The organism is Leifsonia sp. NPDC058292, from assembly GCF_042880955.1.
Classification (GTDB): domain Bacteria; phylum Actinomycetota; class Actinomycetes; order Actinomycetales; family Microbacteriaceae; genus Leifsonia.
In genome coordinates this window covers 1-20,464 of sequence record NZ_JBHVYL010000035.1, presented here as the reverse complement: position 1 = coordinate 20,464, position 20,464 = coordinate 1, and the positions used below count along the sequence as shown (strand labels likewise).

Genomic DNA, 20,464 nt, shown 5'->3' with positions numbered 1-20,464 from the left:
CGCGGTGTGCCGGTCACTCTCGACCGGAACGGCCACATTCGCCGCGCACCGGCAGCGGGAGCGGGGCGCGATGCCCGAGGGTGACACCGTCTACCGCACGGCCCGGCGGCTGCGCGAGGCACTGGAGGGGCGCATCCTCACCGCCACCGACTTCCGGGTTCCCCGGTACGCGACCGTCGACCTGTCCGGCGAGCGCGTCGACGAGGTGGTGAGCCGGGGCAAGCATCTGCTCATCCGAGCCGGGGATGCGACCATCCACAGCCACCTCAAGATGGAGGGCTCGTGGGAGGTGTACGCGCCGGAGGCCCGCTGGCGGCATCCGGCGTTCCAGGCACGCGCGGTGCTCCGAACCGAGAACGCGACGGCCGTCGGCTTTCTGCTCGGACTGCTCGAGGTGATCCCGCGAGACCAGGAAGACGACGCGGTCGGCTACCTGGGGCCCGACCTGCTCGGACCCGACTGGGATGCGGCGGAGGCGGTGCGCAGGCTGCAAGCGCATCCGGAACAGCCGATCGCCGTCGCGCTGCTCGACCAGCGCAACCTCGCGGGCATCGGCAACGAGTACGCCAACGAGCTGTGTTTTCTGCGGGGGATGCTGCCGACGCGGCCGGTCGCCGATGCCGACCTCACCGCGAGTGTCGACCTCGCCCATCGGCTGCTGGTCGCCAACCGGGACCGTTCCCGCCGCGTGACGACGGGCGACACCCGGCGGGGGCGGACCAGCTGGGTGTACGGGCGGCAGGGCGAGCCGTGCCGGCGCTGCGGAACCCGCATCCAGCGCTCCGAGCTCGGCCGCTCCGAGCTGGAACAGCGGGTCACCTACTTCTGCCCGCGGTGCCAAACCTGACGCAGAGGCAAACCTGACGCGGAGAGGCGGCCCGATCCGACACCGGGTCCGCCTCTCGTCGACGAACTGCTGCCGATGTGCGCGGCCGGTCAGGCCGCGGCCTCCTCGGCATCCTCGTCCTGCGCCGCACGCACAATGGCGAGCGCGGCCGACCACGACTCGACCTGGTCGAACAGCGGCGTCAGGGCCGCCTCCGACTGAGGCGTGGCCTTCAGCGACCAGTTCTCGAAGTCGTGGGTGAGGCTGAGGCCGACCTGCGCGGTCACAGTCGCGACCTGCAGCGTGGACAGCACGAGGCGCAGGCTCTCGACGGCGCGGGCGCCACCGAAGACGCCGTAGCTCACGAAGCCGGCCGCCTTGTTGTACCACTCGGCCCCGACGTAGTCGATCGCGTTCTTGAGCACGCCGGACGTGCTGTGGTTGTACTCCGGGGTCACGAAGATGTACCCGTCGAACTCGGCGACCTTGGCAGCCCAGGCTTTGGTGTGCTCTCCGGCGTACTGGCCCATCCCGGCGGGCATCGGCTCGTCGAGGTGCGGCAGAGGCCACTCGGCGAGGTCGACGAGTTCGTACTCGACGCCTTCGCGCTCGGCGGCGTGCTCGGCCACCCACTTGGCGACGGGCTCCCCGTTGCGTCCGGGGCGGGTGCTGCCGATGATGATCGCGATCTTTGTCATGCGGTGATCTCCTTCGTTTGGTGACGTGTCACCAAGATCGCAACCCCGGCCGACGGGCATCCATTCCCTGTCGTTCGGGGATTCGGTGAATTCGCGCCTCGCAATCGCTGCGCGAGGTCGGCGCTGTCTATTCTCGAAACCAGATCGACGAAGGGCTGCGACCGCTCGCGCTCGTCGGGAGGCTCGACACAAGTGAGAAGGAAAGGCACAGCATGGCCGCTTCACGAAGCAGATCCGACCGCCAAGACGACACCCGGCTCCCCGACGACGCGACCGAGGAGGAGCGGCGCGAAGCCGGCGACCGGCTGCGCGAACGCATCTATGCCACGTTCACGGCCCTCGCCATCCTTCTCGCCCTCAGCTCCCACGCGCACACCCCCGAAGCGCAGGATGTGCTCTGGACCCTCGTCATCTCCGTCTGCGGCGTGCTGCTGGCCGGCCTGGCCTCCGATCTGGTCTCGCACATGATCGTGCACAACACGTTGCCGACCGGCCGCGAGTTTCGCCACATGGTCGCCGTCGCCTCGCGAGCCCTCGGCGTGCTCGTGCTCCCCGCGATCATGCTCGGCCTCGCCGCGTTCGATGTGATCGAGACGCAGACGGCCCTGACCGTGTCGCTGATCTCGCTGATCGCCTCCCTGGTCGTCATCGTATGGCTGGCCGTGCGACGCACCGGTCTGAGCGGCGGGAAGCAGCTGATCGTGCTCGCCGCGATCGTCGCGCTCGGCGTCGGGGTCGTTCTCCTGGAGCAGCTCGCGCACTGATTCCCTCGCACCCCGCGCCGTGGGATCATGACGTATGCCCAGCGCACGCCAGAAGCCCGACCCGCGCAAGCTGACGGCAGAAGAGGAAGAGCTCTTCCGCTCGTTCTACGTGATGCGCCGCGGCTTCGACCGCGCGCTCGACGCCCAGCTGCAGCGCGACCACGGTGTGTCGATCTCCGAACTGGAGGTGCTGATGGCACTCGTGCGCTCCCCCGGCCGCCGCTTGCGGGTTCGGGACCTCGTGGCGATGACGGGCTGGGAGAAGAGCCGGGTCTCGCATCAGGTGACCCGCATGGCAGCGCGCGGTTTCGTCGAACGCGAGGAATGCGACGACGACAGGCGCGCGAGCTACATCAAGCTCACCGGCGACGGTCGGCGCATCGTGGTGCGGGCACTGCCCGAGCACACGGCGACGATCCGCCGGGTGCTCTTCGACCCGCTCAGCGCTGAACAGCAGGAACAGTTCCTGGAGATCTCTCAGCGCATGAACGACGTGATCGCCCGCGAAGACGGCCTCTGACATCCCACCGCGACAGCCCGCGTCAGTTGATGCACACCTGGTCGCTGTAGTTGGTGGCGGGACCACTCGGCGTCGGCGAGCTCGACGGGGCGGAGCCGGAGCCCGAACCCGCATCCGTGCCTCCCGTGGTGGGCGCTGCCGGCATGATGCCGTCGTCGCCGAGAACCACCGTGACACCGGAGACGGATGAGGTCTCCTGCACTGTCGCGCCTGCAAGGTACGCGGCAACGGCTTTCGCCTGCGACTCCTGGCCCGACGGGTACTGGATGACCGTGGTCGCGCGGGTGTCCGCATCCCCGGCCGCCCCCGTCTTGAAGCCGGCGGCAGCGAGCGTCTGCGTTGCCTGACCGGCGGCGCCGTTGGAGCTGCCGCCGTTCAGCACGGTCACGGTGACGTCGGCGGGTTTCGCCGCGGTCGCCTTCTCGTAGGCGTCGGGCTCGCCCGTGAGGCTCTGCACGAAAGCGGGCATGGCGTCGGTGTCGACCTCGACGATCGACAGGTCGTTGCCGTCGACCGTGATGGTCGGGGTACCCGAGATGGGGATCGTGGCCGACTGGATCTTGCCGCCGGTCAGTCCCTGCATCTGCGCGGCGAGACTGAGGAAGTTGAGGCCGGGGTCGGTCTCGAGGGAGCCGCTGACGGCATCCAGCACCTTGGTCAGCTTGGCGGGGTTCAGCAACGTGCCGGCCGAAAGGAACTTGCGCGCCTCGACCGAGAGGAAGTACTGCTGCCGAACGACCCGGTCGAGGTCGCCGCGGGTCAGACCGTGGCGCTGCCGCACGAAAGCGAGCGCCTGGTGCGCGTCGAGCGTGGACACGCCGGCAGGAAAGTTCGCCTGCGAATACGGGTCGTCGACGGCGTTGTTGAGGCAGACCTGGATGGGCCCGAGCGCCTGGGCGATGTCGTAGAACCCGAGCAAGGACACGCGAACGTAGTGGTCGATGGTGAGCCCGGTGAGGTTCTGCACGGTCTGGATGAGCAACCTCGCACCGCCCGCGTCGTCACCGCTGTTGCCGCCACCGAGAGCGAACGCCGAGTTGAGCTTGTTCATCCCCTGACCCGGAACGTCGACCCACGAGTCGCGCGGCAACGAGATGAGCGTCGCCGAGCGGCCGTCGGCCGGCAGGTGCAAGATCATCATCGTGTCGGTGTTCGTGCCCCCGCCGTCGGCCGTGGTGCCGAGCTGGTCGAGTTCGGCCTGCGACGCGTTGTCGGGCCGATGGTCATCCCCGACCAACAGGATGTTCTGGGCTGTGCCGTCGACGTCGTTCGACGGCTTGTTGCTTTCGGAGATCGCATCGACGTGCTTGACGCCGTTCACGAACCGGAAGTAGCTGTAGGCCGCGTATCCGCCGACGACGACGAGGATGACCGCGAGGCCGAACGCCGTCCAGCCGATGATGCGCTTGGTACGGCTGCGACGCTTGCGCGGCTTCTTTCCGCCACCGGATGCGGTCGGCCCGTCGCCCGGGCCACCGCCGTCACCGGCGCCGCCGCCTCCTGAACCGCCGCTGCCGCTACCGCTGCCACCGTAGCCGCTACCGCCGTTGCCGCCGTTCCCGCTCCCGCCGAACCCTGCCGGCGCCGCCGATCGGCCGCCGCGGCCGGCGCTCGACGCCGGTCGGGTGGCGCGCACCGGGCGCCGAGGGTCGCTGGCGGGCACACCGAAGATCTCCGTGGCCGGCGCGTTGTCTTCGCGGGGCTCGTCAGGCTGGGTGGGGAAGGTCGGGCGTCGCACAGGTGAACGTTATTGTCCGCTGCCTTGGAACGGCCTGGCGAACACTTGCTTTACGACGAATCGTCAGCGCTCTCTCAGTCGAAGAGCCTGCGGAAGACGTTCGTATCTGCGAGGTCTATCAGCTCGTCACCGCGCCCGGACATGATGGTGCGCAGGGCGTAGAGCGTGAATCCCTTGACCTGTTCGGCGGTGATCGCCGGCGGGATCGAGAGCTCTTGCCGGGCGGTGACAACGTCGACCAGCGCAGGGCCGTCGTGCTCGAACGCCGCCCGCAGCGCAGCCTCGAGATCGTCGGGCTTCTCGACGCGCTGTCCGTAGAGCCCGATCGCTGTCGCCACGTCGGCGAAGTTCGGATTCTCGAGCCCGGTGCCGAAGTTCACGAACCCGGCCGCCTTCATCTCGACCTCGACGAAGTTGAGCGACGAGTTGTTGAACACGACGATCTTCACCGGCAGCTTGTTCTGCCGCAGCGTCAGCAGTTCGCCGAGCAGCATCGCGAGTCCGCCGTCTCCGGCGAGCGCCACCACCTGCCGCTCCGGGAACGCCGACTGCGCCCCGATCGCGTGGGGAACCGCGTTCGCCATCGTGCCGTGCGAGAACGATCCGATGAGACGGCGCCTGCCGTTCATCGCCAGATAGCGGGATGCCCACACCACCGGCGACCCCACATCCGGGATGAACACCGCGTCATCGCTCGCCAGTTCGCTGATCAGCCTGGCAACGTACTGCGGGTGGATCGGCGCACGGTTGCGGTCGTTGTCGGCCAGCTCGTCGAGGCTCTTGCGCGCTTTGGCGTAGTGGGCCGTCGACGCGTCGAGGTGTTTGCGGTCGGTGCGGTCTTTCAGCAGCGGGAGCAGGGCATCCACCGTGTCCTTCACGCTGCCGACCAGGGCTAAGTCGACGGGCGTGCGACGACCCAGTTGCTCGCCCCGGATGTCGACCTGGATGATCTTGGCCTTCGACGGGTAGAACTGCTGGTAGGGGAAGTCGGTGCCCAGCATGAGCAGCGCGTCGCAGCTCTCCATCGCCCGGTAGCCCGACGAGAAGCCGAGCAGGCCGGTCATCCCCACGTCGTAAGGGTTGTCGTACTCGATGAACTCCTTGCCGCGCAGCGCGTGCACGATCGGCGCCTTGAGCTTCTCGGCGATGGCGACCAGCTCGTCGTGCGCGTGCTCGGTGCCGGCGCCGCCGAGGATCGTGACCTTGCGCGCCGAGTTGAGCAGGTCGGCCGCCGCCTGCAGCTCGAGGTCGGTCGGCCGGGTGACCCTCGGCGAGAACGCGATCGGGGCAGACTTGCGCCGGCCGACACTGTCTTTGAGGAACACCTCGCCGGGGATGACCACCACGGCGACGCCGCGCTTCTCGACCGCCGTGCGCATCGCGATCTCGAGCACCCGGGGAAGCTGCTCGGGGATGCTGACGAGCTCGGTGTACACACTGCACTCGCGGAACAGGTCTTGCGGATGCGTCTCCTGAAAATACGTGCTGCCGATCTCAGGGCCCGGGATCTGAGCCGCGATCGCCAGCACCGGAACTCGGCTGCGGTTGGCGTCGAAGAGCCCGTTGATCAGGTGCAGGTTGCCGGGGCCGCAGCTTCCGGCGCACACAGCCAGTTCGCCGGTGAGGGCCGCCTCCGCCGCAGCGGCGAAGGCGGCCGCCTCTTCGTGACGAACGTGCTGCCAGGCGACGTGCCCGTCTCGGCGCAGCGCATCCGTGAAGCCGTTCAGGGAATCGCCCGGGAGGCCGTAGACCCGCTTCACCCCCGCATCCTTGACGATCTCGACGATGGTGTCTGCGACGGTCGGCATGGTCATCCCTTCTCAGCTGACGTGAACACTGCGAACATACGCCCTGTTCACGCGGTCGTCACGGCAGGTGGTTCTACTCGGCGATGAAGGCCAGGATGTCTTTGTCCAGCTGCTCCTGGTAGTCGCCGTAGATGCCGTGCGGGGCGCCCGGGTAGACCTTGAGCGTGCCGTTCTTCACGAGCTTGATCGACTTCTCCGCCGCGGCGGCGATCGGAACGATCTGGTCGTCGTCGCCGTGCGCGATGAAGATCGGCACGTCGAGCGCCTTGAGGTCTTCGGTGAAGTCGGTCTCGGAGAACGCCTTCACGCAGTCGTACGCCCCCTTGAGCCCCACGAGCATGCCCTGACGCCAGAAGTCGTCGCGCGCGCCCTTCGACACGGTGGAGCCTTCGCGGTTCGCGCCGAAGAAGGGCTCGGAGAGGTCTTGGTAGAACTGCGAACGGTCTTTCAGCACACCGGCGCGGATGCCGTCGAACGCCTCGATCGGCGTTCCTTCCGGGTTGCTCTCCGATTTCACCATGATCGGAGGCACGGCGCCGGCGGTGATGACCTTCGCGACACGGCCCTTTCCGTGCTGCGCGGCGTAGCGCACGACCTCGCCGCCGCCGGTGGAGTGGCCGATGAGCACGAGGTCTTTGAGGTCGAGCGCCTCGACCAGCTCAGCGAGGTCGCGGGCGTAGGTGTCCATGTCGTTGCCGTTGTACGGCTGCGACGAGCGCCCGTGACCGCGGCGGTCGTGCGCGATGGCGCGGTAGCCATTGTCGGCGAGCAGCTTGAGCTCGACCTGCCAAGCATCGGAGCTCAGAGGCCAGCCGTGACTCAGGATGACCGGCTGCCCTTCGCCCTGATCGGTGTAGTAGATCTGCGTTCCGTCTGTCGTGGTGATGTAGGGCATCTTCTCTTCTTCCTTGTCGCCGACGATCGAATCGCCAGGATGGCCGGGGGTGCTGCGAATCATCTCTCAGTAAAGTCTGCCTCCCCCGCGTGTCACCAGGAAGAAAGCATGAAGAATCGGTGACTCCCTGGCGGTGCGCCCACGGGGCCACTCCCGATCTTCGGCCAAGATGAGAAAGCGCCACGGCGCCGCCCGGCACGACGCCGGACCGCACGGAAGAAAGCTGAACCGATGATCGACCACCCCCCGACCACTGCGCCCACCCGCCGCCGCCGCGCCTCGCGACCGGTTCTCGCGCTCATCCTCGCGGCGATGGCCGGAGTGGCTCTCGTCGGATGCACCACCGCCGGTTCACGAGCCGACGCCGAAGCCGCCGCAGACCGGTTCGTGCAGCGCGCTGCGGATGCCATCGGCGAGGACGCGAACGCCGAGCCCTGCAAATTCGAGAAAGCGGACCCCGACCTCGTCTGCGAGAAGTTCGAGACGACCGTCGATAGCTTCGGCATGGACGACGACGTCGACAACATCGAAGACGCCTTCCGCACCCACGGCTGGGAGATCGTATACGACCACCCGGACGGCGTGATCACTGACCTTCCCGGCCGCGGCGTCTCCATGAAGCCGCCCACCGGCGACGCCGACAAGACATCGGCGTGGATCGATTGGAACGTCGACACCGAGGTGCTGACCTTCGTGGTGCTCGTCGACCCCGACCCCGGGCGATAGGCGGGCGGCCAAGCCGGGACGACACACCGCCGCCTCCCTGCGCACAGGCGATCCATAGGGAAGGATTCGGGGCATGTCAGATCAGCCGATCCCGCCGCAGCAGCCTCCCGTCTACGCCAACGGTGCGGCCCCGATCCCGCCGCAGCCGTTCTACGGGTACCCGCCCGCTCCGCCCGTGGTTCCGGGGCGCGGATTGGGCATCGCGGCCTTCGTGCTGTCGTTCTTCATCGTGGCGAACTTCTTCGGCCTGATCCTGGGCATCGTGGCTCTGGTGCAGTCGAAGCGCGCCGGACACGGCAACGGTTTCGCCCTCGCCGCGATCATCATCTCTGCGGTGGGGGTGGCCCTGACGATCCTCGTGCTCTCCCTCGTCATCCCCGCCTTCGTCGACGCAGCCCAGACCTGCGCCCGCCTCGGCGACGGCGTGCACGTCATCGGCCACGCCACCTACACGTGCACGCCGACCTCGTTCAATGTGCACACGTCGTTCTAGGCGTTGGCGCGCCGGCCAGCGCTGGCGCCAACCTCGAGGCAGGGCGCGCACTCCCCCAACCGAACCAGCCCGGTGAGCCGCGGGGATCCCGGCGACGGAGCTATAGGGAGTTTCTCCCATTGCGGCGCAGCGCAACCCCGCGCGCGTAGCCTTTCTCCCAATAGCCGCGCGACTGATAGTCCTTCATCGGATTCGCGGCCTCCTTCACGTCCGGCAACGCCGCGTATCCAGCGTGCAGCCCCTGCCTGAACGCGTAAGAGAACCGGTAGCCAGCCAACCCACCGATGGTCCTCACCTTGCTCACGAGATTCACCACTCCCCAAATCGCGCCTAAGAGTGTAATCAAGAGGAAAAGGCCACCGAGGCTGAAAGGAAACGGGCCCCAATCGGCCATCGTCAACGGCAGGCTACGAACCATCCGACACCCGATCAGAGAGTGTGGACTTCGCTGCCGAGCCCTCGCCGTCAGCCAGGAAGACAGTCGACAGCTTTAGCGAGACAGAAGCGCGGGTAAAGGTCAGCCGATTGTCGTTGGACATCTCGTCCCCTTCTGCCATTCCAAGTTACTAGTCAAAATACCTTGACGGCCTGGTTGCTCAGCCCGATCAGTGCTCACGGGGTGCCTCGTCTGTTGAATGTGACACAGGCGCCACCGATTCGCGCTCAGACACGTTGTTCCTACTCGCGGGATACATTCGCGCCCGACGGAGCGTTTGAGAGACACGCAGCACCAGATCACCCCTAGCCCTCCTAGCCAGATCGCAATCGCGTACCCGCCCCATCCGTTTGCGGGGAGGGCGGTGTCCCGTCTGAATAGCACAGAGCAAGTGAAGAAAAGTAGTCCCACGAGAAGGACTGTGATGCTCAACACAAGCTTCCAGCCTGTGAGCGAGCTCGTATATTTGCGAACCGCGCGAGAGATCGGCGCTGATTCGCGCGCTGGCAGCAGCCCACGCACGCGCCAGATCGCAATTGCGACGAGGCCCTGCACCAGCCAATAGGCGAAGGCAATGAGGGCACAGACCATTCCGAGGAAGGGCGCCCGGAGAGACGGGACTCCCAAAGCAATTGACCCGAGCGCAGCGGACACCACGATGATCGCTGCTCCGATTACCCGCAACAGCGTTCCCGCACTGTCTCGATCCGGAGCACTCACGGCATCCTCCACTCGGGGAGCACGAAAGTGATCCCGCCCCGCCACCAATGTACAGACCAATACCCAGGCTTCCCGACATCTGTGTGGCGTGGGGATCGGCTTGGTCAGGCTCCAAGTCTGGTCTAGGGCGAGCCCCCGAACATAGCGGCAGAACCGTGGAATCGGGCGTCTACACCCAGCAAATCACCTTTGCGTCAACGCCCGAGGCCGGTCGCATCCAGATCGTCGAAGGAGGTTTGGCCGCCAATTCACGGCTGATGAGTGACGAGTTCGGCGGCATCGGCGGATGCTCGCGGCGCCGCCCAGAGCAGAAGTGAGACCAAGGAAACCAACATGGTCATCCCGCCTGGTATCGCTGTGCTCTTTGCAATCTGAAAATCTCAGTACTCGCTTTCACCTATTTCATGTTGTCCGGCGCTTGACGTCCAGAAGTAGGTGGTGCCGTCCCGAACGACGTTCGCGCCGGCCGGGACGCTCAAAGCGCCATAAGCGAAGATCGCCAACGCCCCCGAAACGAGAACCACGGCCACGAGCACCTGAATGCTTGTCCACGTCCCGACAAACTCGACTATCGCCCGTCGCACCAGTCGAACTCGCTCAGTGGGCCTTGAACCGGGACTGGGATGCGCAACGAGCGCCGTCACGATGGCTAGCCCGATGGATGCGAATAGGATCGCGGCGGAGCCAGGACTGAGCTGGAGCAAATCGGATCAGGCTCCACCCCAGGACTGCAACGGGCGCGAAGTACAACACAAGGCACAACGCAATCCATGACCTGCGTGCAAGCGCTGAATTACTCAAGGACGATCATCTCGCCGGCTTGCCAGAGCTTGCTTGCGCCGAGCCACGATCTGGCGGTACGTGGGTTCGTTGTCGCCAGGCTGTCGCACCACAGCACCGCTGCGCCGGTCCACACGCGGTAATTCGAAGTGCCCGTCAACCGTCGTGTATCCCGCTTTCAGCTCCTTCTTGATTGCCCACTTGCGGGCCGCTAGGAGCACCAAACTCAACGCCATTCCACCGATGGCAACGCTCGCCACGACGATTATTAGAGTCAGATTGTTGATGAGAGGGCTCCATCGCAGCGCGATCGACAGCAGGCCCGCAGCCAGACCGACGAGCGATAACCAGAGGCCGGTGAACGTCACGGCCCATGCCGACGGCCCCCTGAGCAGTCGAGGGGTTTGCACTTCGGGATCCGGCGTCGAGTTCATTGATTGACCCCGCGAAGCTCGCGCTTAGCCACGATCTCGCGGTACGTCGGCTCTTCCTCACCAGGCCACCGGAGCACGATCTCGGTCTTCCGATCTAGTCGCGGAGACTCCGGATGCCCGTCGACCGTCGTGTACCCGGCTTTCAGCTCCCTTTTCAGCTTCCGGTTTCGCAAGCCGAGCAGGATCAGGCCAATGAGAAGGCCGCTGCCCCCGACAACTATCAAGACAACAAATGCACCGACACTCGAAAATTGGCTGTATCGCAACGGGATCGAGACAAGCCCCGCGCCAAGGCCAATAAGCATCGGCCATAAGCCGATGAACGTCAGTTCCCACGTCGACGGACCAGACAGCAGGCGAGGTACCTCGTCTGCTGAATGCGACATGCGAGTCACTGATTTACACCCCGAAACATCATAGAAGACCCTTGTTCGGCGGGAAAGCTAGACCGGCGGCTTTATGGACGAAGTGAGCTTAGTGGGCAACGTCGCAGGCATTGGCCGTTGGTCGCCGGGTTGTCTGAAACTACCTGGCAGCAAGCACGCTCGCGTACCAGTCCGCCGCCCGCGCATCGATCGCGGGTGCGGCTGGTGCGCTGCGGCCGGCGAGGGCACGGAGCGCGGAGCCGTCGTACCAGTGATCGGAGGCGATCAGGTCGAGCTGGTGAGGGCTGAGCCCGGCATCCGTCAGGATCGGCGTCGCTTCGGCTCGGGCCGGCGCTCCCGTGGGCAGGCGCAGGCCCAGCGGCCCGGATACAGCGTCGAGCAGGGCTGACAGCGGCACCGGATGCGCGGCCGCGTGGAACACCCGCTGCTGCGGTTCGTCGTGGGCCGTCGCCACGTCGACGAGAAGCCGCCCGAGCTCCCGCACCTCGATCGCCGAGGTGAGAGCTGAGCCTCCGTCGATCAGCCCGCCGAGCATCCGGTTCACCCGCACGAGCGCCGGAACGACCCACCGGTCGCCCGGCCCGTAAGTCAGGTCTGGGCGCACCACGATGCCTCCAGCGGCGAGAACGATCTCCTCCGCGGCGAGTCGAGACTCGGTCAACAATGACTCCGGATGCACCGGGAGCCGCCCCTCCGGCTCACCGCGGTGAGGCCCGCTGCCGTAGACCGCGGTCGTGCTCACCAGCACGATGCGCCGCACGCCCGCCTCCTCTGCGGCCTCGACCACGGCACGGGTGCCGTCGACGTTCATCCGCTGCTGGAGCACCGGATCGGAGCCTCGGTATCCGGCGGCGTGCACCAGCGAGTCAGCGCCGCTGAATGCCGCGACGAGGGAGCGTCGGTCGGTCAGGTCGGCGACGACGACGCCGTCGACGCCCGCGGACGACGGGTCGCGAACCATCCGGCGAACGCCGCCGAGGAGCCCGGCCGTTACCGCCGAATCCCCGGCTTCCGCAGCCGCCGCGCCGACGAAACCGTTCGCACCAGAAATCACCAGGTTCCCGCGGGTTTGCTCGTGCATACTCGCTGAGTCCCCTTCATCTATTACGGTGTGTGTATCCCGATCTCGGTGGGTGCTGAGACCGTCAGACCCCGCCCGACCACAGGAGTCGTCCGACATGGTAAAACAGGCGCGCGCTCAGATCACGAGAGACGCCATCATCCTGGGAGCTGCGAAAGCGTTCGACAGGCAGGGATACGGTATGGCGTCGATCGCCGATATCGCGGCAGAAGCCTCGGTCACCAAGGGTGCGCTGTACTTCCACTTCCAGTCGAAAGACGAGATCGCGCACGCTGTCATCGAGCAGCAGCACGACCGGTCGTTCTCGGCCGGCGCCGCGATCATCGAAGAAGGTCTGCCGGCGATCGAGACGATGATCCGGCTCTGCGCCAGCCTGGCCGAGCAGCTGGTCACCGATCCGATCGTGCAGGCGGGCATCCGTCTCACCACCGACGTGAGCAACTTCGAGCGCCCTGTCGCCGACCCGTACGAAGACTGGCTGCGCACGTTCGAGACCCTGACCGCGCGAGGCATCGAAGAGGGCGACATCGTCGCGACGCTCGACCCCGCCATGATCGCCCACTTCATCATCCCGTCGTTCACGGGTGTGCAACTCGTCTCCGAAACGCTCGCCGGGCGCACCGACCTGCTGCAGCGGGTGCGAGAGATGTGGACCATCCTTCTCCCCGCTTTCGTGCCGGCCGACCGATACGACGCGCTCAAAGATCTCCCCCAGCTCGTCCCGACGACGCCGGCCGCGCCGGCCTCGTAGTCCGCCCGACCCCGGCGGCCACGGCCGCCACCCTGCCGGACTGCACGATCTCGAAAGCCAGCGCCTCCCGATCGCCGGAAGCCCTCACCGACGCGGCCGACGAAAGCTCGACCACACGAGAGAACTCCGCCTCGAACTCGCTGAAATCGAGGTCGGGGGTGCGGATGTGCAGCCGCGCCGCCTGCCTCATGGCATCGATCAGGAGCATCCCCGGCACATGGTCGAGGGGATGGTCGAAGTAGATCGGATGCGCCGGGTCGACCACGATCGACCAGCCCTCTGTCGGTTCGAGCTTGGCGACGACGACGTCTTCGTCTCGCGCCGCGCCGACGTCGGCCGCCGGGGCAGGCTCTCCCCCCGAACGGTCCCGTCCGAGGCTGGTCACAGCGCCGGCCGCACCCCGCAGCCGTCGATACGCGACGTCGGGCACGATCGCGGCGTCGCCCCGCCCCTTGGCGATCGGCCGTCCGTCCGCGTTCAGGGTCACGGATGCGCGCAGCGCCTGACTACGCCCGCCCGCAGACCGGCGCACACCGTCGACGGTCACCGTCGCGATCAGCTCGGCCGGCACCGGTGCCGTTCGCAGTCGCTCGGCGGCGACCCGGAACCGCATGCCCGACATCAGGAAGTGCTCGTCGCCCGCCACCCCGTACCCGAGGTGGGCGACGGCGATGGTCAGCTGCCGAATGGTCTCCGCGACGAGCGACCCGTCAACAGAGTCGTCCGGCGCGCGGTACATCGTGTGCCGCCGAGGCCACTGCACGCCGCAGTCGAAATCGTCGGAAGCGCGGCGCACGACATCCGTCACGAACACCTCGCTGACGGCGGAGCGGTGGACGAGCGAACGGTCGACCGCCGCCTCGAAGCGCACCTCCCGGTCGGAAGGCTCGCCGAGGTTCTCGGATTTCATGCGCAGGGCGTCCCTTCGGGTAGGAACCTGCCTCGAATCCTACACACGACCGGTCGAACGGTTTGGTTCGTCGTGCGAGACGGCCAGCCGTCGGTGGCCTAGCCGTCGCGCGGGCTAGCAGTCGCGCGGGCTAGCCCAGCCCGTCAGCGGTGCCAGACCACCTTGAGCTCCTCCTTGTCGCCGAAGCGTTCGAGGTGGCGGCCGAGCACATCCTCGACCCGCGCCAGAGCATCCTCGTCGTCGGCGGTTGCGGTGAGCACCACCCGGCCCGGCTCGGCCAGCACGCGGCCTTCGGCGTCGCCGATGTCGAACGCGTGGCCGTTCGGCACCTCGCGCGGCTCCAGCCGGTTCGAGAGGTGGGAGACGAGCTGTTTCGCCCAGCGTTCGGGGCGGTCGGTGGGAACTTCGGCACGGGATGAGAGCGCGTATTCGGTCACGTTGTCACCCTACTCAGCGACTGCCGGGCCGCTAGGGTGTCCACGCGTTTCACGAGTCGTTCAACCGGGACTGCACGAGGCGGATGATCGCGCCCAGCTGACCGGATGCCAAGAGTCCCGCACCGAGCGGCCCTGCCGAGTCTTCGCCAAGGCCCGGAAGGCGGTTCAGGGCTTCGCGCGCGGGTGAGGTCAGCTGACGGAGTTGCCAGCGGACCTCCCGGATGAGGGCATCCTGATCCTCGGGATGCCCTAAATCTGCCGCGCGAGCCGCATATGCCGCCGCACCGAGTGCGTGCGCTCCCATGTGTGCAACGCCGGCGGCCTGTGCGGCCGCCCGTGCGGCTGCCTTCCCCGCTGGGCTGCTCGCCGAATGCGCGGCACGGCCGGCGACGAAGCGCCGACGGATCTCTCCGTCGGCGTCCAGGTCGCCGCGGGAGAATGCGCGGGCCCGGGCGATGGCATCCCTGGGCCGCTCATCGGCGGCTGCCTCCGCCTCGAAGATGGGCAGCACCCGTTCGGCGCACGCCGCAGCCCAGGCGGCCACGAGTCGCCGCTCGGCCAAGGTCAGGGTCTGAGGCGATGTCACCGGGTCACCTCCGTCCCTGACGACGCAGAACGCGGGCTCTCGCCGCCCGATGTGCGGCCGACAGCAACGACAGCACGCGGTCGCTTGTGCGGGGGCCGGGATTGACCACCGATACCCAGCCGGCGTCTGCGTAGAGGGGATGTGGCACGACGCTGTCGGGTGCGGACGGATCGTCGCCGTCGGTGATCTCCTGCATCGCAGCTCGGCCAACGTGGATGTTGACGCGGAACCGGCCAGGAAGGTCGAGGGTCGACCGGGTATCGCCGGGATAGTCCTTGGTGATGATGGTGCCGTACGGCTGCGTGCGCTCGGGCATCACTCCATCGGGCGCGTAATAGAAGAACGCGTCACCCCAGGCGAGCTCGGGAAGCCCGCTCGCGGGATCCGGCTCGACGACGAGTGCCCCATCGAGTGCGCGGACCGCTTCGATGATCTGTCGACTATCCATCCCTCTATGATGAACTTGAAGTGCTTGTGTGGACTTTCACTCCGATTTGCGAGAGAAGAGCGTGACAAACCCTCCAGAGCAGGTGTTTTCGACGGCCCAGCTCGGCCGCCTCGTGCTCTACTCGGCGCAGCAGGTCCGTGACCTCGAACGTCTCCGGGTGATCCCTGCGGCCAGCCGAGCGCCCAACGGCTACAGACGGTACAGCCCGAAGCATCTCGTCGCGCTGCGGGCCTATCGCGCGCTGGCCGCGGCCATCGGCCCGGTTCCCGCACGTCAGTTGATGCCGCGCCTGCTCACGGACCCGATCGATGAGGTCGCCGAGACCTTCGACGAGTTGCACGCGTCTGTCGCCGCGGCGCGCGCACGGGTCAAAGCAGCACGACGAGGCCTGGAGGGAATCCTCCAGGAGGGCAGTGACGGCTTTCAGGAAACCGACGCGATGACGATCGGTGAGCTCGCCCAAGCCCTCGGCGTGCGGCCGTCGGCGCTGCGTCACTGGGAGCACGAAAGACTCGTCGCGCCCACTCGTCGTCGTTCGGGCACGCGCAGCTACGGATCCGATGCGATCGCACAAGCACGACTCGTCGCGGTTCTCCGCGAGGGAGGCTATCCGATCCCGACGATTGCTGCCGTCCTCGAACGACTCAGAGACCACGGTTCGAATACCCGGGCCCTCCGGCTCCTCGATGAGCGCCTTGCGAATCTCACCGACCGAAGCATCGCACTGCTCGAAAGCGCCGGCCATCTTCATGCCCTCCTGCTCCGGCGGTGACCTGCCCGCTACACTGACACGCGGGGGTCACCGTTCGGTGGGGTGACAGAAGTCGGGGATGCGATGAGCGCCAGGAAAAAGAAGAAGCGGGTCACACTGCACCTCGTCTTCATCGACGCATGGTCGAGCGTGAAGCTCGCCTTCCTGGTCGGTCTCGCCCTCGCCGCCGTGACCGTGGCCGTCTCCTTTCTGGGCTTCAACCTCCTGGCCTCGACCGGCCTGCTGAAGTCCGCGCAGTCGCTGCTGAGCGACATCGCCGGCGCACAGGGCTCGGCCCTCCTCGACGGGCTCAACCTGCAGAGCGTGATGGCGTTCACCGGTGTCGTGGCGCTGCTCGAACTCATCATCGTCACCGCGCTGGGAGCGGTCTTCGCCGCACTCTTCAATCTGGCCATCCGGGTGACCGGTGGAGCGAAGGTCGGCTTCGGCAGCGACTGACTCCGTCAGCGCGACGGCGAGCGGTCAGCGCGACGGCGAGCGGTCAGTGCGCGACGGCGAGCCGTTCGAGGCCGCCGACGAACAGCGAGACCCCGAACTGGAAGTCCTCGGCCGGCGACTCTCCTGAACCGGGAGCGGCGCCCACCTCCGCACCCGTAGCGGCGACCGACGCGTGATCGGCGACGACGCCGAGGCTGTCGTACTGCATCCGCTGCTGCTCGTGCGACACGTGCCCCAGCACGAAGTGCACGAGCGCGACCGCCGCACGACGGGCCGTCTCCGGGTCGAAGCCGCCGGACTCGATCGCGGAGGTCAGGCGGTCGAGCGGAGCCGTGGCGCCCAGCCCGAGAGCGAACGTGCTGGAGACGACCTCTGCGCCGTCGCGGAACGCGAGGAGCGAATCCCGTAACCCGGCGGCTTCGGCGCGCACCCGGTCGGACCACTCGGCATCGTCACGAAGGGCCGCCCGATTGTGCGAGACGATGCGGTCGGAGATCTCGGCGAGCAGCGTCTGCTTGTTCGGGAAGTGCCAGTAGAGCGCGCTCGGCTGTACATCCAGCGAGGCGGCGAGCCTGCGCATGGTGAGGTCGGGAAGCCCGAAGTCGTCGAGGATGCGCAGGGCCGCCTGCGCCACGTCGTCACGCGAATGACGCGCCGGTCTCGAGTTCGCGGTTTCCCTGACTGCCACGGCATCAGTATAGTGAACGACGTTCAGGTGAACGGTGTTCAGGTGAACACCGTTCATGACCTTTCAGAGAGCCAGGACCCGCATGACTCAACGCACCCGTTTCGACGCCACCGACATCGCCCGCATCGCGGTTTTCGCCGCGATCGTCGCCGTGCTCGGCCTGCCCGGCGGATTCTCCGTGTTCGGCGCAGTACCGATCACCGCCCAGACGCTCGGCGTGATGCTGGCGGGCGCCATCCTCGGCCCCTGGCGGGGAGCAGCGGCCATGCTCGTGTTCGTGGCCCTGGTCGCGATCGGCCTGCCCTTGCTCGCGGGCGGCCACGGCGGGATCGGCGTGCTCGTCGGGCCGACCGGAGGCTACGTCATCGGCTGGATCTTCGGCGCGTTCGTCATCGGCGCGATCGTTCACGCTCGCGGCCGAAAGCTCACCTGGCTGCGCACCATCGTCGGCATCGCCGTGGGTGGCATCCTGGTCGTGTACGCGTTCGGACTCCCGGTGCAGGCCTTTGTCACCCGGCTTCCGCTGGGCGAGACCGCGCTTCAGAGCCTGGTCTTCGTGCCGGGGGATCTGATCAAGACGGTCATCGCGGCGGTCATCACCATGACCCTGGTGCGCGCATACCCGAGGGCGTTCCGCGCGGCGGCGGCGACCGCACCGGCAGCGCCGCCGGTGGCGGTGGGCGCCTCCACCGCCGACGACGACTCCCGATGACGTTCGCCCTCCGCGACGTCACCGTGCGGCTGGGCGATACCGTCGCGCTCGATGCGGTGACGCTCAGCCTGGAGCAGCCGCGGGTGGCCGTGATCGGGTCGAACGGTTCCGGCAAGTCCACGTTCGCGCGGCTGCTCGGTGGGCTGGTTCCCGCCACATCCGGCAGCCTGACGGTGCACGGCCTCGACCCGGCCCGGGAAGCAGCCGCGCTCCGTCGGGTGGTCGCTTTCGTGTTCAGCAATCCGGATGCGCAGATCATCATGCCGACCGTCGAGGAGGATGCCGCGTTCTCGCTCCGCAGCGAGCGTCTGCCCCGGGCTGAGGTGACGTCGCGGGTGGCCGCGGCTCTGGCCGAGTTCGGTCTCACCGAGCTGGCGGAGCGAGCGGCCTACGACCTTTCGGGCGGCCAGAAGCAGTTGCTCGCCCTGTGCGCAGCTCTCATCCGCCGGCCCGGCCTGGTGATCGCCGACGAACCCACCGCCTACCTGGATGCCCGCAACAGCGCGATCATCGCCGACCACCTCCTCGCGCCGGCCGACCGGCAGGTCGTGCTCGTCACGCACGATCTCCGCCTCGCCGGCCGCTGCGACGTCGCCGTGCGCTTCGACGACGGACGCCTCACCGACGTCGGAGCTCCGGCCGACGTCATCGACCGCTACGAGGCGAGCCTGCGGTGCTGACCCTGTATCGACCCGGGAACGGCTGGCTGCACCGCGCACCGGCCGGGCCGAAAGCGGTCGTGCTGCTGGTGGTGGTGCTCGCGGTGTCGCTCCTTCCGTCGACCTATGCTGCGGGCGGCTGCGCTCTCGTCATCGCCGCCGCCGGCTATCTCATCGCCGGGCTCGGGATGCGTGAGCTCGCCCGACAGACCGTCTCCCTGCGCTGGGTGATCGTGATCACCCTCGTCGGCCAGCTGATCTTCCTCACCCCGGAGGCGGCGTTCGCGAACACCGCTCGGGTGACCGCCGCCATCCTGCTCGCCGCTCTGCTCGTGCTCACGACCCGGGTGACCGACCTGCTCGACGCGTTCGAGCGTGCACTGCATCCGCTGACCCGGTTCGGCGTCGACCCGCAGCGCGTCTCGCTCGTCCTCGCCGTCGCCCTCAACACTGTGCCCGTGCTCGGCCGGCTCGCGACCGGCGTGCGAGAGGCTCAACGGGCCCGGGGCGCTCGCGCCGGTCTGACCACGTTCGTCGTGCCGTTCCTCGTCGTGTCGCTCAAGCACGCCGACGAGCTCGGGGAAGCGCTCAGCGCCAGAGGCGTAAGGTGACCGGGATGCTCATCCACGGTCAGACCATCGACGACCAGACGCGGTGCGTGCACTACGGCGCGGCCGAAGACGTGATCGCCATCAAGTTCCACTGCTGCGATCGGTACTACCCGTGCCACCTGTGCCACGCGGCCGACGCCGACCACCCGGCCGAACTGTGGCCGCTGGACGAGCGCGACCGCCCGGCCGTGGTCTGCGGCGTGTGCTCCTCCGAGCTGACCGTGACGCAGTACCTCGACGTCGACGGGTGCCCGTCGTGCGGCGCCGCCTTCAACCCCGGCTGCAAGCTCCACACCCACCTCTACTTCGAGACCGCCTGACGCACGCGCTGCCGCTCGGCGAACGGTCGCACCGGCGTTTCATCTACTGCTGCGGATAGTGGAACACGGTTTCGAGAGGAACCTCGAACGCCCGGGCGATCTGGAACGCCATCTCGAGCGACGGCGAGTATCGACCCTGCTCGATGGCGATCACGGTCTGCCTGGTCACACCGATTCGCTGGGCGAGATCGGCCTGGGTCATCTCGCCTGCCGCGAATCGCAGCGAGCGGATGCTGTTGGTCACTCGCGTGGGCTTCACCATTCGGGCATCCCCACCCGGTAGGCGACCAGCTTGGCCACCGAGCCGACCACGGCCGAGAGCACGAACGCCAGGTAGACGACGTTGGCGATCCAGAAGTAGTCGGCTTCGACCAGTGCCAGCAGGAGCGCCACGACACCGCCGATCACGAGGAATGACTGGCCGACCCGTTCACCGAACCAAGCGATCTGCTTGTCGCGACGGTCGGTGCGTTCGGCCGGCTTCGGAGATCCGATCGAGACGATGATGCCGGCGAGGATTCCTGCGACGATCGCGCCACCGACGGTCCACAACAGGGCCGGCGCGTAGTCGACCTCGACGAGCGGTGCTCCCGCCGCCCTGGACAGCACCACAGCGACGTACACCGCGTATGCAACCACGGCGATCACCAGGAAAGCCCAGGCGTTCTTCTCTTGGTACGGCATCCTCACCACTCCTCATGTAAAACAATCTTGACATGGCAAAGGTAAAGCGAACCGTACACAAAGTCAAGAATTATTTACATCCTGACGGGAAACCCATCGAGTTGCGCCGAAGTGGCCTTCCCGTCGAGCGGAGAGGCCACTTC

General features: G+C 67.2%; 28 protein-coding genes. 13 read left to right on the top strand and 15 right to left on the bottom strand.

Annotated features, from left to right (window positions below):
- Positions 1-70 precede the first annotated feature (70 nt).
- Positions 71-847, top strand: coding sequence for a DNA-formamidopyrimidine glycosylase family protein (locus ACFVWR_RS15960; RefSeq protein ID WP_387214197.1), 777 nt, complete (start codon positions 71-73; stop codon positions 845-847).
- An 89-nt stretch (positions 848-936) separates the two neighbouring features.
- On the opposite strand, the gene ACFVWR_RS15955 is transcribed toward ACFVWR_RS15960, so the two are convergent.
- Positions 937-1,524 (bottom strand): NADPH-dependent FMN reductase, encoded by a 588-nt coding sequence (locus ACFVWR_RS15955; protein ID WP_387214194.1) that lies wholly within the window; start codon positions 1,522-1,524, stop codon positions 937-939.
- A 212-nt stretch (positions 1,525-1,736) separates the two neighbouring features.
- Between ACFVWR_RS15955 and ACFVWR_RS15950 the strand changes: the two genes are divergently transcribed.
- On the top strand, positions 1,737-2,288 hold the full coding sequence (locus ACFVWR_RS15950; RefSeq protein ID WP_387214191.1) for a hypothetical protein: 552 nt from the start codon (positions 1,737-1,739) through the stop codon (positions 2,286-2,288).
- Between the two features lie 34 nt (positions 2,289-2,322).
- Complete coding sequence (locus tag ACFVWR_RS15945) at positions 2,323-2,808, top strand: MarR family winged helix-turn-helix transcriptional regulator (protein WP_387214188.1); 486 nt, start codon at positions 2,323-2,325, stop codon at positions 2,806-2,808.
- 22 nt (positions 2,809-2,830) lie between these two features.
- Here the strand turns inward: ACFVWR_RS15945 and ACFVWR_RS15940 are convergent, their stop codons facing one another.
- From ACFVWR_RS15940 to ACFVWR_RS15930, 3 genes are all read right to left on the bottom strand, one after another.
- On the bottom strand, positions 2,831-4,546 hold the full coding sequence (locus ACFVWR_RS15940; RefSeq protein ID WP_387214185.1) for an LCP family protein: 1,716 nt from the start codon (positions 4,544-4,546) through the stop codon (positions 2,831-2,833).
- A 74-nt stretch (positions 4,547-4,620) separates the two neighbouring features.
- The gene (gene poxB / locus ACFVWR_RS15935; RefSeq protein WP_387214182.1) at positions 4,621-6,354 is read right to left on the bottom strand and encodes a ubiquinone-dependent pyruvate dehydrogenase; all 1,734 of its coding nucleotides are present in this window, start codon (positions 6,352-6,354) and stop codon (positions 4,621-4,623) included.
- A 73-nt stretch (positions 6,355-6,427) separates the two neighbouring features.
- Positions 6,428-7,249: an alpha/beta fold hydrolase gene (locus ACFVWR_RS15930; protein ID WP_387214227.1), complete on the bottom strand. Its 822-nt coding sequence runs from the start codon at positions 7,247-7,249 to the stop codon at positions 6,428-6,430.
- Between the two features lie 231 nt (positions 7,250-7,480).
- Here ACFVWR_RS15930 and ACFVWR_RS15925 point away from each other — a divergent pair, with 231 nt between their 5' ends.
- Both ACFVWR_RS15925 and ACFVWR_RS15920 read left to right on the top strand, forming a co-directional pair.
- Positions 7,481-7,975 carry a hypothetical protein gene (locus ACFVWR_RS15925; RefSeq protein ID WP_387214179.1) on the top strand — a complete coding sequence of 165 codons (495 nt, stop codon included), beginning with the start codon at positions 7,481-7,483 and terminating at the stop codon, positions 7,973-7,975.
- A 73-nt stretch (positions 7,976-8,048) separates the two neighbouring features.
- Entirely contained in the window at positions 8,049-8,468 is a 420-nt protein-coding gene (locus tag ACFVWR_RS15920) for a DUF4190 domain-containing protein (protein ID WP_387214176.1), read from the top strand.
- A 100-nt stretch (positions 8,469-8,568) separates the two neighbouring features.
- Here the strand turns inward: ACFVWR_RS15920 and ACFVWR_RS15915 are convergent, their stop codons facing one another.
- A complete protein-coding gene (locus ACFVWR_RS15915) occupies positions 8,569-8,862 on the bottom strand; it encodes a hypothetical protein (RefSeq protein WP_387214173.1) in 294 nt (97 codons plus the stop codon).
- 917 nt (positions 8,863-9,779) lie between these two features.
- Here ACFVWR_RS15915 and ACFVWR_RS15910 point away from each other — a divergent pair.
- A complete protein-coding gene (locus ACFVWR_RS15910) occupies positions 9,780-9,941 on the top strand; it encodes a hypothetical protein (RefSeq protein WP_387214170.1) in 162 nt (53 codons plus the stop codon).
- Between the two features lie 480 nt (positions 9,942-10,421).
- On the opposite strand, the gene ACFVWR_RS15905 is transcribed toward ACFVWR_RS15910, so the two are convergent.
- The 3 genes from ACFVWR_RS15905 to ACFVWR_RS15895 all read right to left on the bottom strand — a co-directional run bounded on the left by ACFVWR_RS15905 (position 10,422) and on the right by ACFVWR_RS15895 (position 12,305).
- A complete protein-coding gene (locus ACFVWR_RS15905; RefSeq protein WP_387214167.1) occupies positions 10,422-10,838 on the bottom strand; it encodes a hypothetical protein in 417 nt (138 codons plus the stop codon).
- Entirely contained in the window at positions 10,835-11,224 is a 390-nt protein-coding gene (locus tag ACFVWR_RS15900) for a hypothetical protein (RefSeq protein ID WP_387214164.1), read from the bottom strand. Before ACFVWR_RS15900 ends, ACFVWR_RS15905 begins: the two co-directional genes overlap by 4 nt.
- A 139-nt stretch (positions 11,225-11,363) precedes the next feature.
- Positions 11,364-12,305 carry an NAD-dependent epimerase/dehydratase family protein gene (locus ACFVWR_RS15895; protein WP_387214161.1) on the bottom strand — a complete coding sequence of 314 codons (942 nt, stop codon included), beginning with the start codon at positions 12,303-12,305 and terminating at the stop codon, positions 11,364-11,366.
- A gap of 97 nt (positions 12,306-12,402) precedes the next feature.
- Between ACFVWR_RS15895 and ACFVWR_RS15890 the strand changes: the two genes are divergently transcribed.
- On the top strand, positions 12,403-13,056 hold the full coding sequence (locus ACFVWR_RS15890; RefSeq protein WP_387214158.1) for a ScbR family autoregulator-binding transcription factor: 654 nt from the start codon (positions 12,403-12,405) through the stop codon (positions 13,054-13,056).
- On the opposite strand, the gene ACFVWR_RS15885 is transcribed toward ACFVWR_RS15890, so the two are convergent.
- The 4 genes from ACFVWR_RS15885 to ACFVWR_RS15870 form a co-directional block, all read right to left on the bottom strand.
- Positions 13,004-13,966, bottom strand: a complete 963-nt coding sequence (locus tag ACFVWR_RS15885) for a ScbA/BarX family gamma-butyrolactone biosynthesis protein (RefSeq protein ID WP_387214154.1) — start codon at positions 13,964-13,966, stop codon at positions 13,004-13,006. The two genes, ACFVWR_RS15890 and ACFVWR_RS15885, sit on opposite strands and share 53 nt — an antisense overlap.
- 143 nt (positions 13,967-14,109) lie before the next feature.
- Positions 14,110-14,403: a DUF2218 domain-containing protein gene (locus ACFVWR_RS15880; protein WP_387214151.1), complete on the bottom strand. Its 294-nt coding sequence runs from the start codon at positions 14,401-14,403 to the stop codon at positions 14,110-14,112.
- A gap of 49 nt (positions 14,404-14,452) precedes the next feature.
- Positions 14,453-14,989: a putative immunity protein gene (locus ACFVWR_RS15875; RefSeq protein WP_387214148.1), complete on the bottom strand. Its 537-nt coding sequence runs from the start codon at positions 14,987-14,989 to the stop codon at positions 14,453-14,455.
- Positions 14,990-14,993: 4 nt separating this feature from the next.
- A complete protein-coding gene (locus ACFVWR_RS15870) occupies positions 14,994-15,437 on the bottom strand; it encodes a DUF6194 family protein (protein WP_387214145.1) in 444 nt (147 codons plus the stop codon).
- 61 nt (positions 15,438-15,498) lie between these two features.
- On the opposite strand from ACFVWR_RS15870, the gene ACFVWR_RS15865 reads away from it, so the two are divergent.
- The gene (locus ACFVWR_RS15865; RefSeq protein ID WP_387214142.1) at positions 15,499-16,209 is read left to right on the top strand and encodes a MerR family transcriptional regulator; all 711 of its coding nucleotides are present in this window, start codon (positions 15,499-15,501) and stop codon (positions 16,207-16,209) included.
- A gap of 63 nt (positions 16,210-16,272) precedes the next feature.
- Positions 16,273-16,647 carry a DUF3566 domain-containing protein gene (locus ACFVWR_RS15860; protein WP_387214138.1) on the top strand — a complete coding sequence of 125 codons (375 nt, stop codon included), beginning with the start codon at positions 16,273-16,275 and terminating at the stop codon, positions 16,645-16,647.
- Positions 16,648-16,690: 43 nt separating this feature from the next.
- Here ACFVWR_RS15860 and ACFVWR_RS15855 read toward each other — a convergent pair whose 3' ends face one another.
- Complete coding sequence (locus ACFVWR_RS15855; protein ID WP_387214135.1) at positions 16,691-17,335, bottom strand: TetR/AcrR family transcriptional regulator C-terminal domain-containing protein; 645 nt, start codon at positions 17,333-17,335, stop codon at positions 16,691-16,693.
- A gap of 82 nt (positions 17,336-17,417) precedes the next feature.
- Between ACFVWR_RS15855 and ACFVWR_RS15850 the strand changes: the two genes are divergently transcribed.
- The 4 genes from ACFVWR_RS15850 to ACFVWR_RS15835 are packed head-to-tail and all read left to right on the top strand — an operon-like array spanning position 17,418 to position 19,637.
- Positions 17,418-18,047, top strand: coding sequence for a biotin transporter BioY (locus tag ACFVWR_RS15850; RefSeq protein WP_387214132.1), 630 nt, complete (start codon positions 17,418-17,420; stop codon positions 18,045-18,047).
- Positions 18,044-18,727: an energy-coupling factor ABC transporter ATP-binding protein gene (locus tag ACFVWR_RS15845; RefSeq protein ID WP_387214130.1), complete on the top strand. Its 684-nt coding sequence runs from the start codon at positions 18,044-18,046 to the stop codon at positions 18,725-18,727. The genes ACFVWR_RS15850 and ACFVWR_RS15845 overlap by 4 nt, the downstream gene beginning before the upstream one ends.
- A complete protein-coding gene (locus ACFVWR_RS15840) occupies positions 18,721-19,317 on the top strand; it encodes a CbiQ family ECF transporter T component (RefSeq protein ID WP_387214127.1) in 597 nt (198 codons plus the stop codon). Before ACFVWR_RS15845 ends, ACFVWR_RS15840 begins: the two co-directional genes overlap by 7 nt.
- 5 nt (positions 19,318-19,322) lie before the next feature.
- Positions 19,323-19,637 carry a CHY zinc finger protein gene (locus tag ACFVWR_RS15835; RefSeq protein WP_387214123.1) on the top strand — a complete coding sequence of 105 codons (315 nt, stop codon included), beginning with the start codon at positions 19,323-19,325 and terminating at the stop codon, positions 19,635-19,637.
- 43 nt (positions 19,638-19,680) lie between these two features.
- Here ACFVWR_RS15835 and ACFVWR_RS15830 read toward each other — a convergent pair whose 3' ends face one another.
- Positions 19,681-19,899, bottom strand: coding sequence for a helix-turn-helix transcriptional regulator (locus tag ACFVWR_RS15830; RefSeq protein WP_387214120.1), 219 nt, complete (start codon positions 19,897-19,899; stop codon positions 19,681-19,683).
- Positions 19,893-20,321, bottom strand: coding sequence for a hypothetical protein (locus ACFVWR_RS15825; protein WP_387214117.1), 429 nt, complete (start codon positions 20,319-20,321; stop codon positions 19,893-19,895). Before ACFVWR_RS15825 ends, ACFVWR_RS15830 begins: the two co-directional genes overlap by 7 nt.
- Positions 20,322-20,464: the final 143 nt, after the last annotated feature.

Excerpts from the sequence above, each read along its gene's own strand:
- ACFVWR_RS15960 (WP_387214197.1), top strand. The coding sequence starts at position 71 with ATGCCCGAGGGTGACACCGTCTACCGCACGGCCCGGCGGCTGCGCGAG.
- ACFVWR_RS15955 (WP_387214194.1), bottom strand. The coding sequence starts at position 1,524 with ATGACAAAGATCGCGATCATCATCGGCAGCACCCGCCCCGGACGCAAC.
- ACFVWR_RS15950 (WP_387214191.1), top strand. The coding sequence starts at position 1,737 with ATGGCCGCTTCACGAAGCAGATCCGACCGCCAAGACGACACCCGGCTC.
- ACFVWR_RS15945 (WP_387214188.1), top strand. The coding sequence starts at position 2,323 with ATGCCCAGCGCACGCCAGAAGCCCGACCCGCGCAAGCTGACGGCAGAA.
- poxB (WP_387214182.1), bottom strand. The coding sequence starts at position 6,354 with ATGCCGACCGTCGCAGACACCATCGTCGAGATCGTCAAGGATGCGGGG.
- ACFVWR_RS15930 (WP_387214227.1), bottom strand. The coding sequence starts at position 7,249 with ATGCCCTACATCACCACGACAGACGGAACGCAGATCTACTACACCGAT.
- ACFVWR_RS15925 (WP_387214179.1), top strand. The coding sequence starts at position 7,481 with ATGATCGACCACCCCCCGACCACTGCGCCCACCCGCCGCCGCCGCGCC.
- ACFVWR_RS15920 (WP_387214176.1), top strand. The coding sequence starts at position 8,049 with ATGTCAGATCAGCCGATCCCGCCGCAGCAGCCTCCCGTCTACGCCAAC.
- ACFVWR_RS15915 (WP_387214173.1), bottom strand. The coding sequence starts at position 8,862 with ATGGCCGATTGGGGCCCGTTTCCTTTCAGCCTCGGTGGCCTTTTCCTC.
- ACFVWR_RS15905 (WP_387214167.1), bottom strand. The coding sequence starts at position 10,838 with ATGAACTCGACGCCGGATCCCGAAGTGCAAACCCCTCGACTGCTCAGG.
- ACFVWR_RS15900 (WP_387214164.1), bottom strand. The coding sequence starts at position 11,224 with ATGTCGCATTCAGCAGACGAGGTACCTCGCCTGCTGTCTGGTCCGTCG.
- ACFVWR_RS15895 (WP_387214161.1), bottom strand. The coding sequence starts at position 12,305 with ATGCACGAGCAAACCCGCGGGAACCTGGTGATTTCTGGTGCGAACGGT.
- ACFVWR_RS15890 (WP_387214158.1), top strand. The coding sequence starts at position 12,403 with ATGGTAAAACAGGCGCGCGCTCAGATCACGAGAGACGCCATCATCCTG.
- ACFVWR_RS15885 (WP_387214154.1), bottom strand. The coding sequence starts at position 13,966 with ATGAAATCCGAGAACCTCGGCGAGCCTTCCGACCGGGAGGTGCGCTTC.
- ACFVWR_RS15870 (WP_387214145.1), bottom strand. The coding sequence starts at position 15,437 with ATGGATAGTCGACAGATCATCGAAGCGGTCCGCGCACTCGATGGGGCA.
- ACFVWR_RS15860 (WP_387214138.1), top strand. The coding sequence starts at position 16,273 with ATGAGCGCCAGGAAAAAGAAGAAGCGGGTCACACTGCACCTCGTCTTC.
- ACFVWR_RS15850 (WP_387214132.1), top strand. The coding sequence starts at position 17,418 with ATGACTCAACGCACCCGTTTCGACGCCACCGACATCGCCCGCATCGCG.
- ACFVWR_RS15845 (WP_387214130.1), top strand. The coding sequence starts at position 18,044 with ATGACGTTCGCCCTCCGCGACGTCACCGTGCGGCTGGGCGATACCGTC.
- ACFVWR_RS15835 (WP_387214123.1), top strand. The coding sequence starts at position 19,323 with ATGCTCATCCACGGTCAGACCATCGACGACCAGACGCGGTGCGTGCAC.
- ACFVWR_RS15830 (WP_387214120.1), bottom strand. The coding sequence starts at position 19,899 with ATGGTGAAGCCCACGCGAGTGACCAACAGCATCCGCTCGCTGCGATTC.
- ACFVWR_RS15825 (WP_387214117.1), bottom strand. The coding sequence starts at position 20,321 with ATGCCGTACCAAGAGAAGAACGCCTGGGCTTTCCTGGTGATCGCCGTG.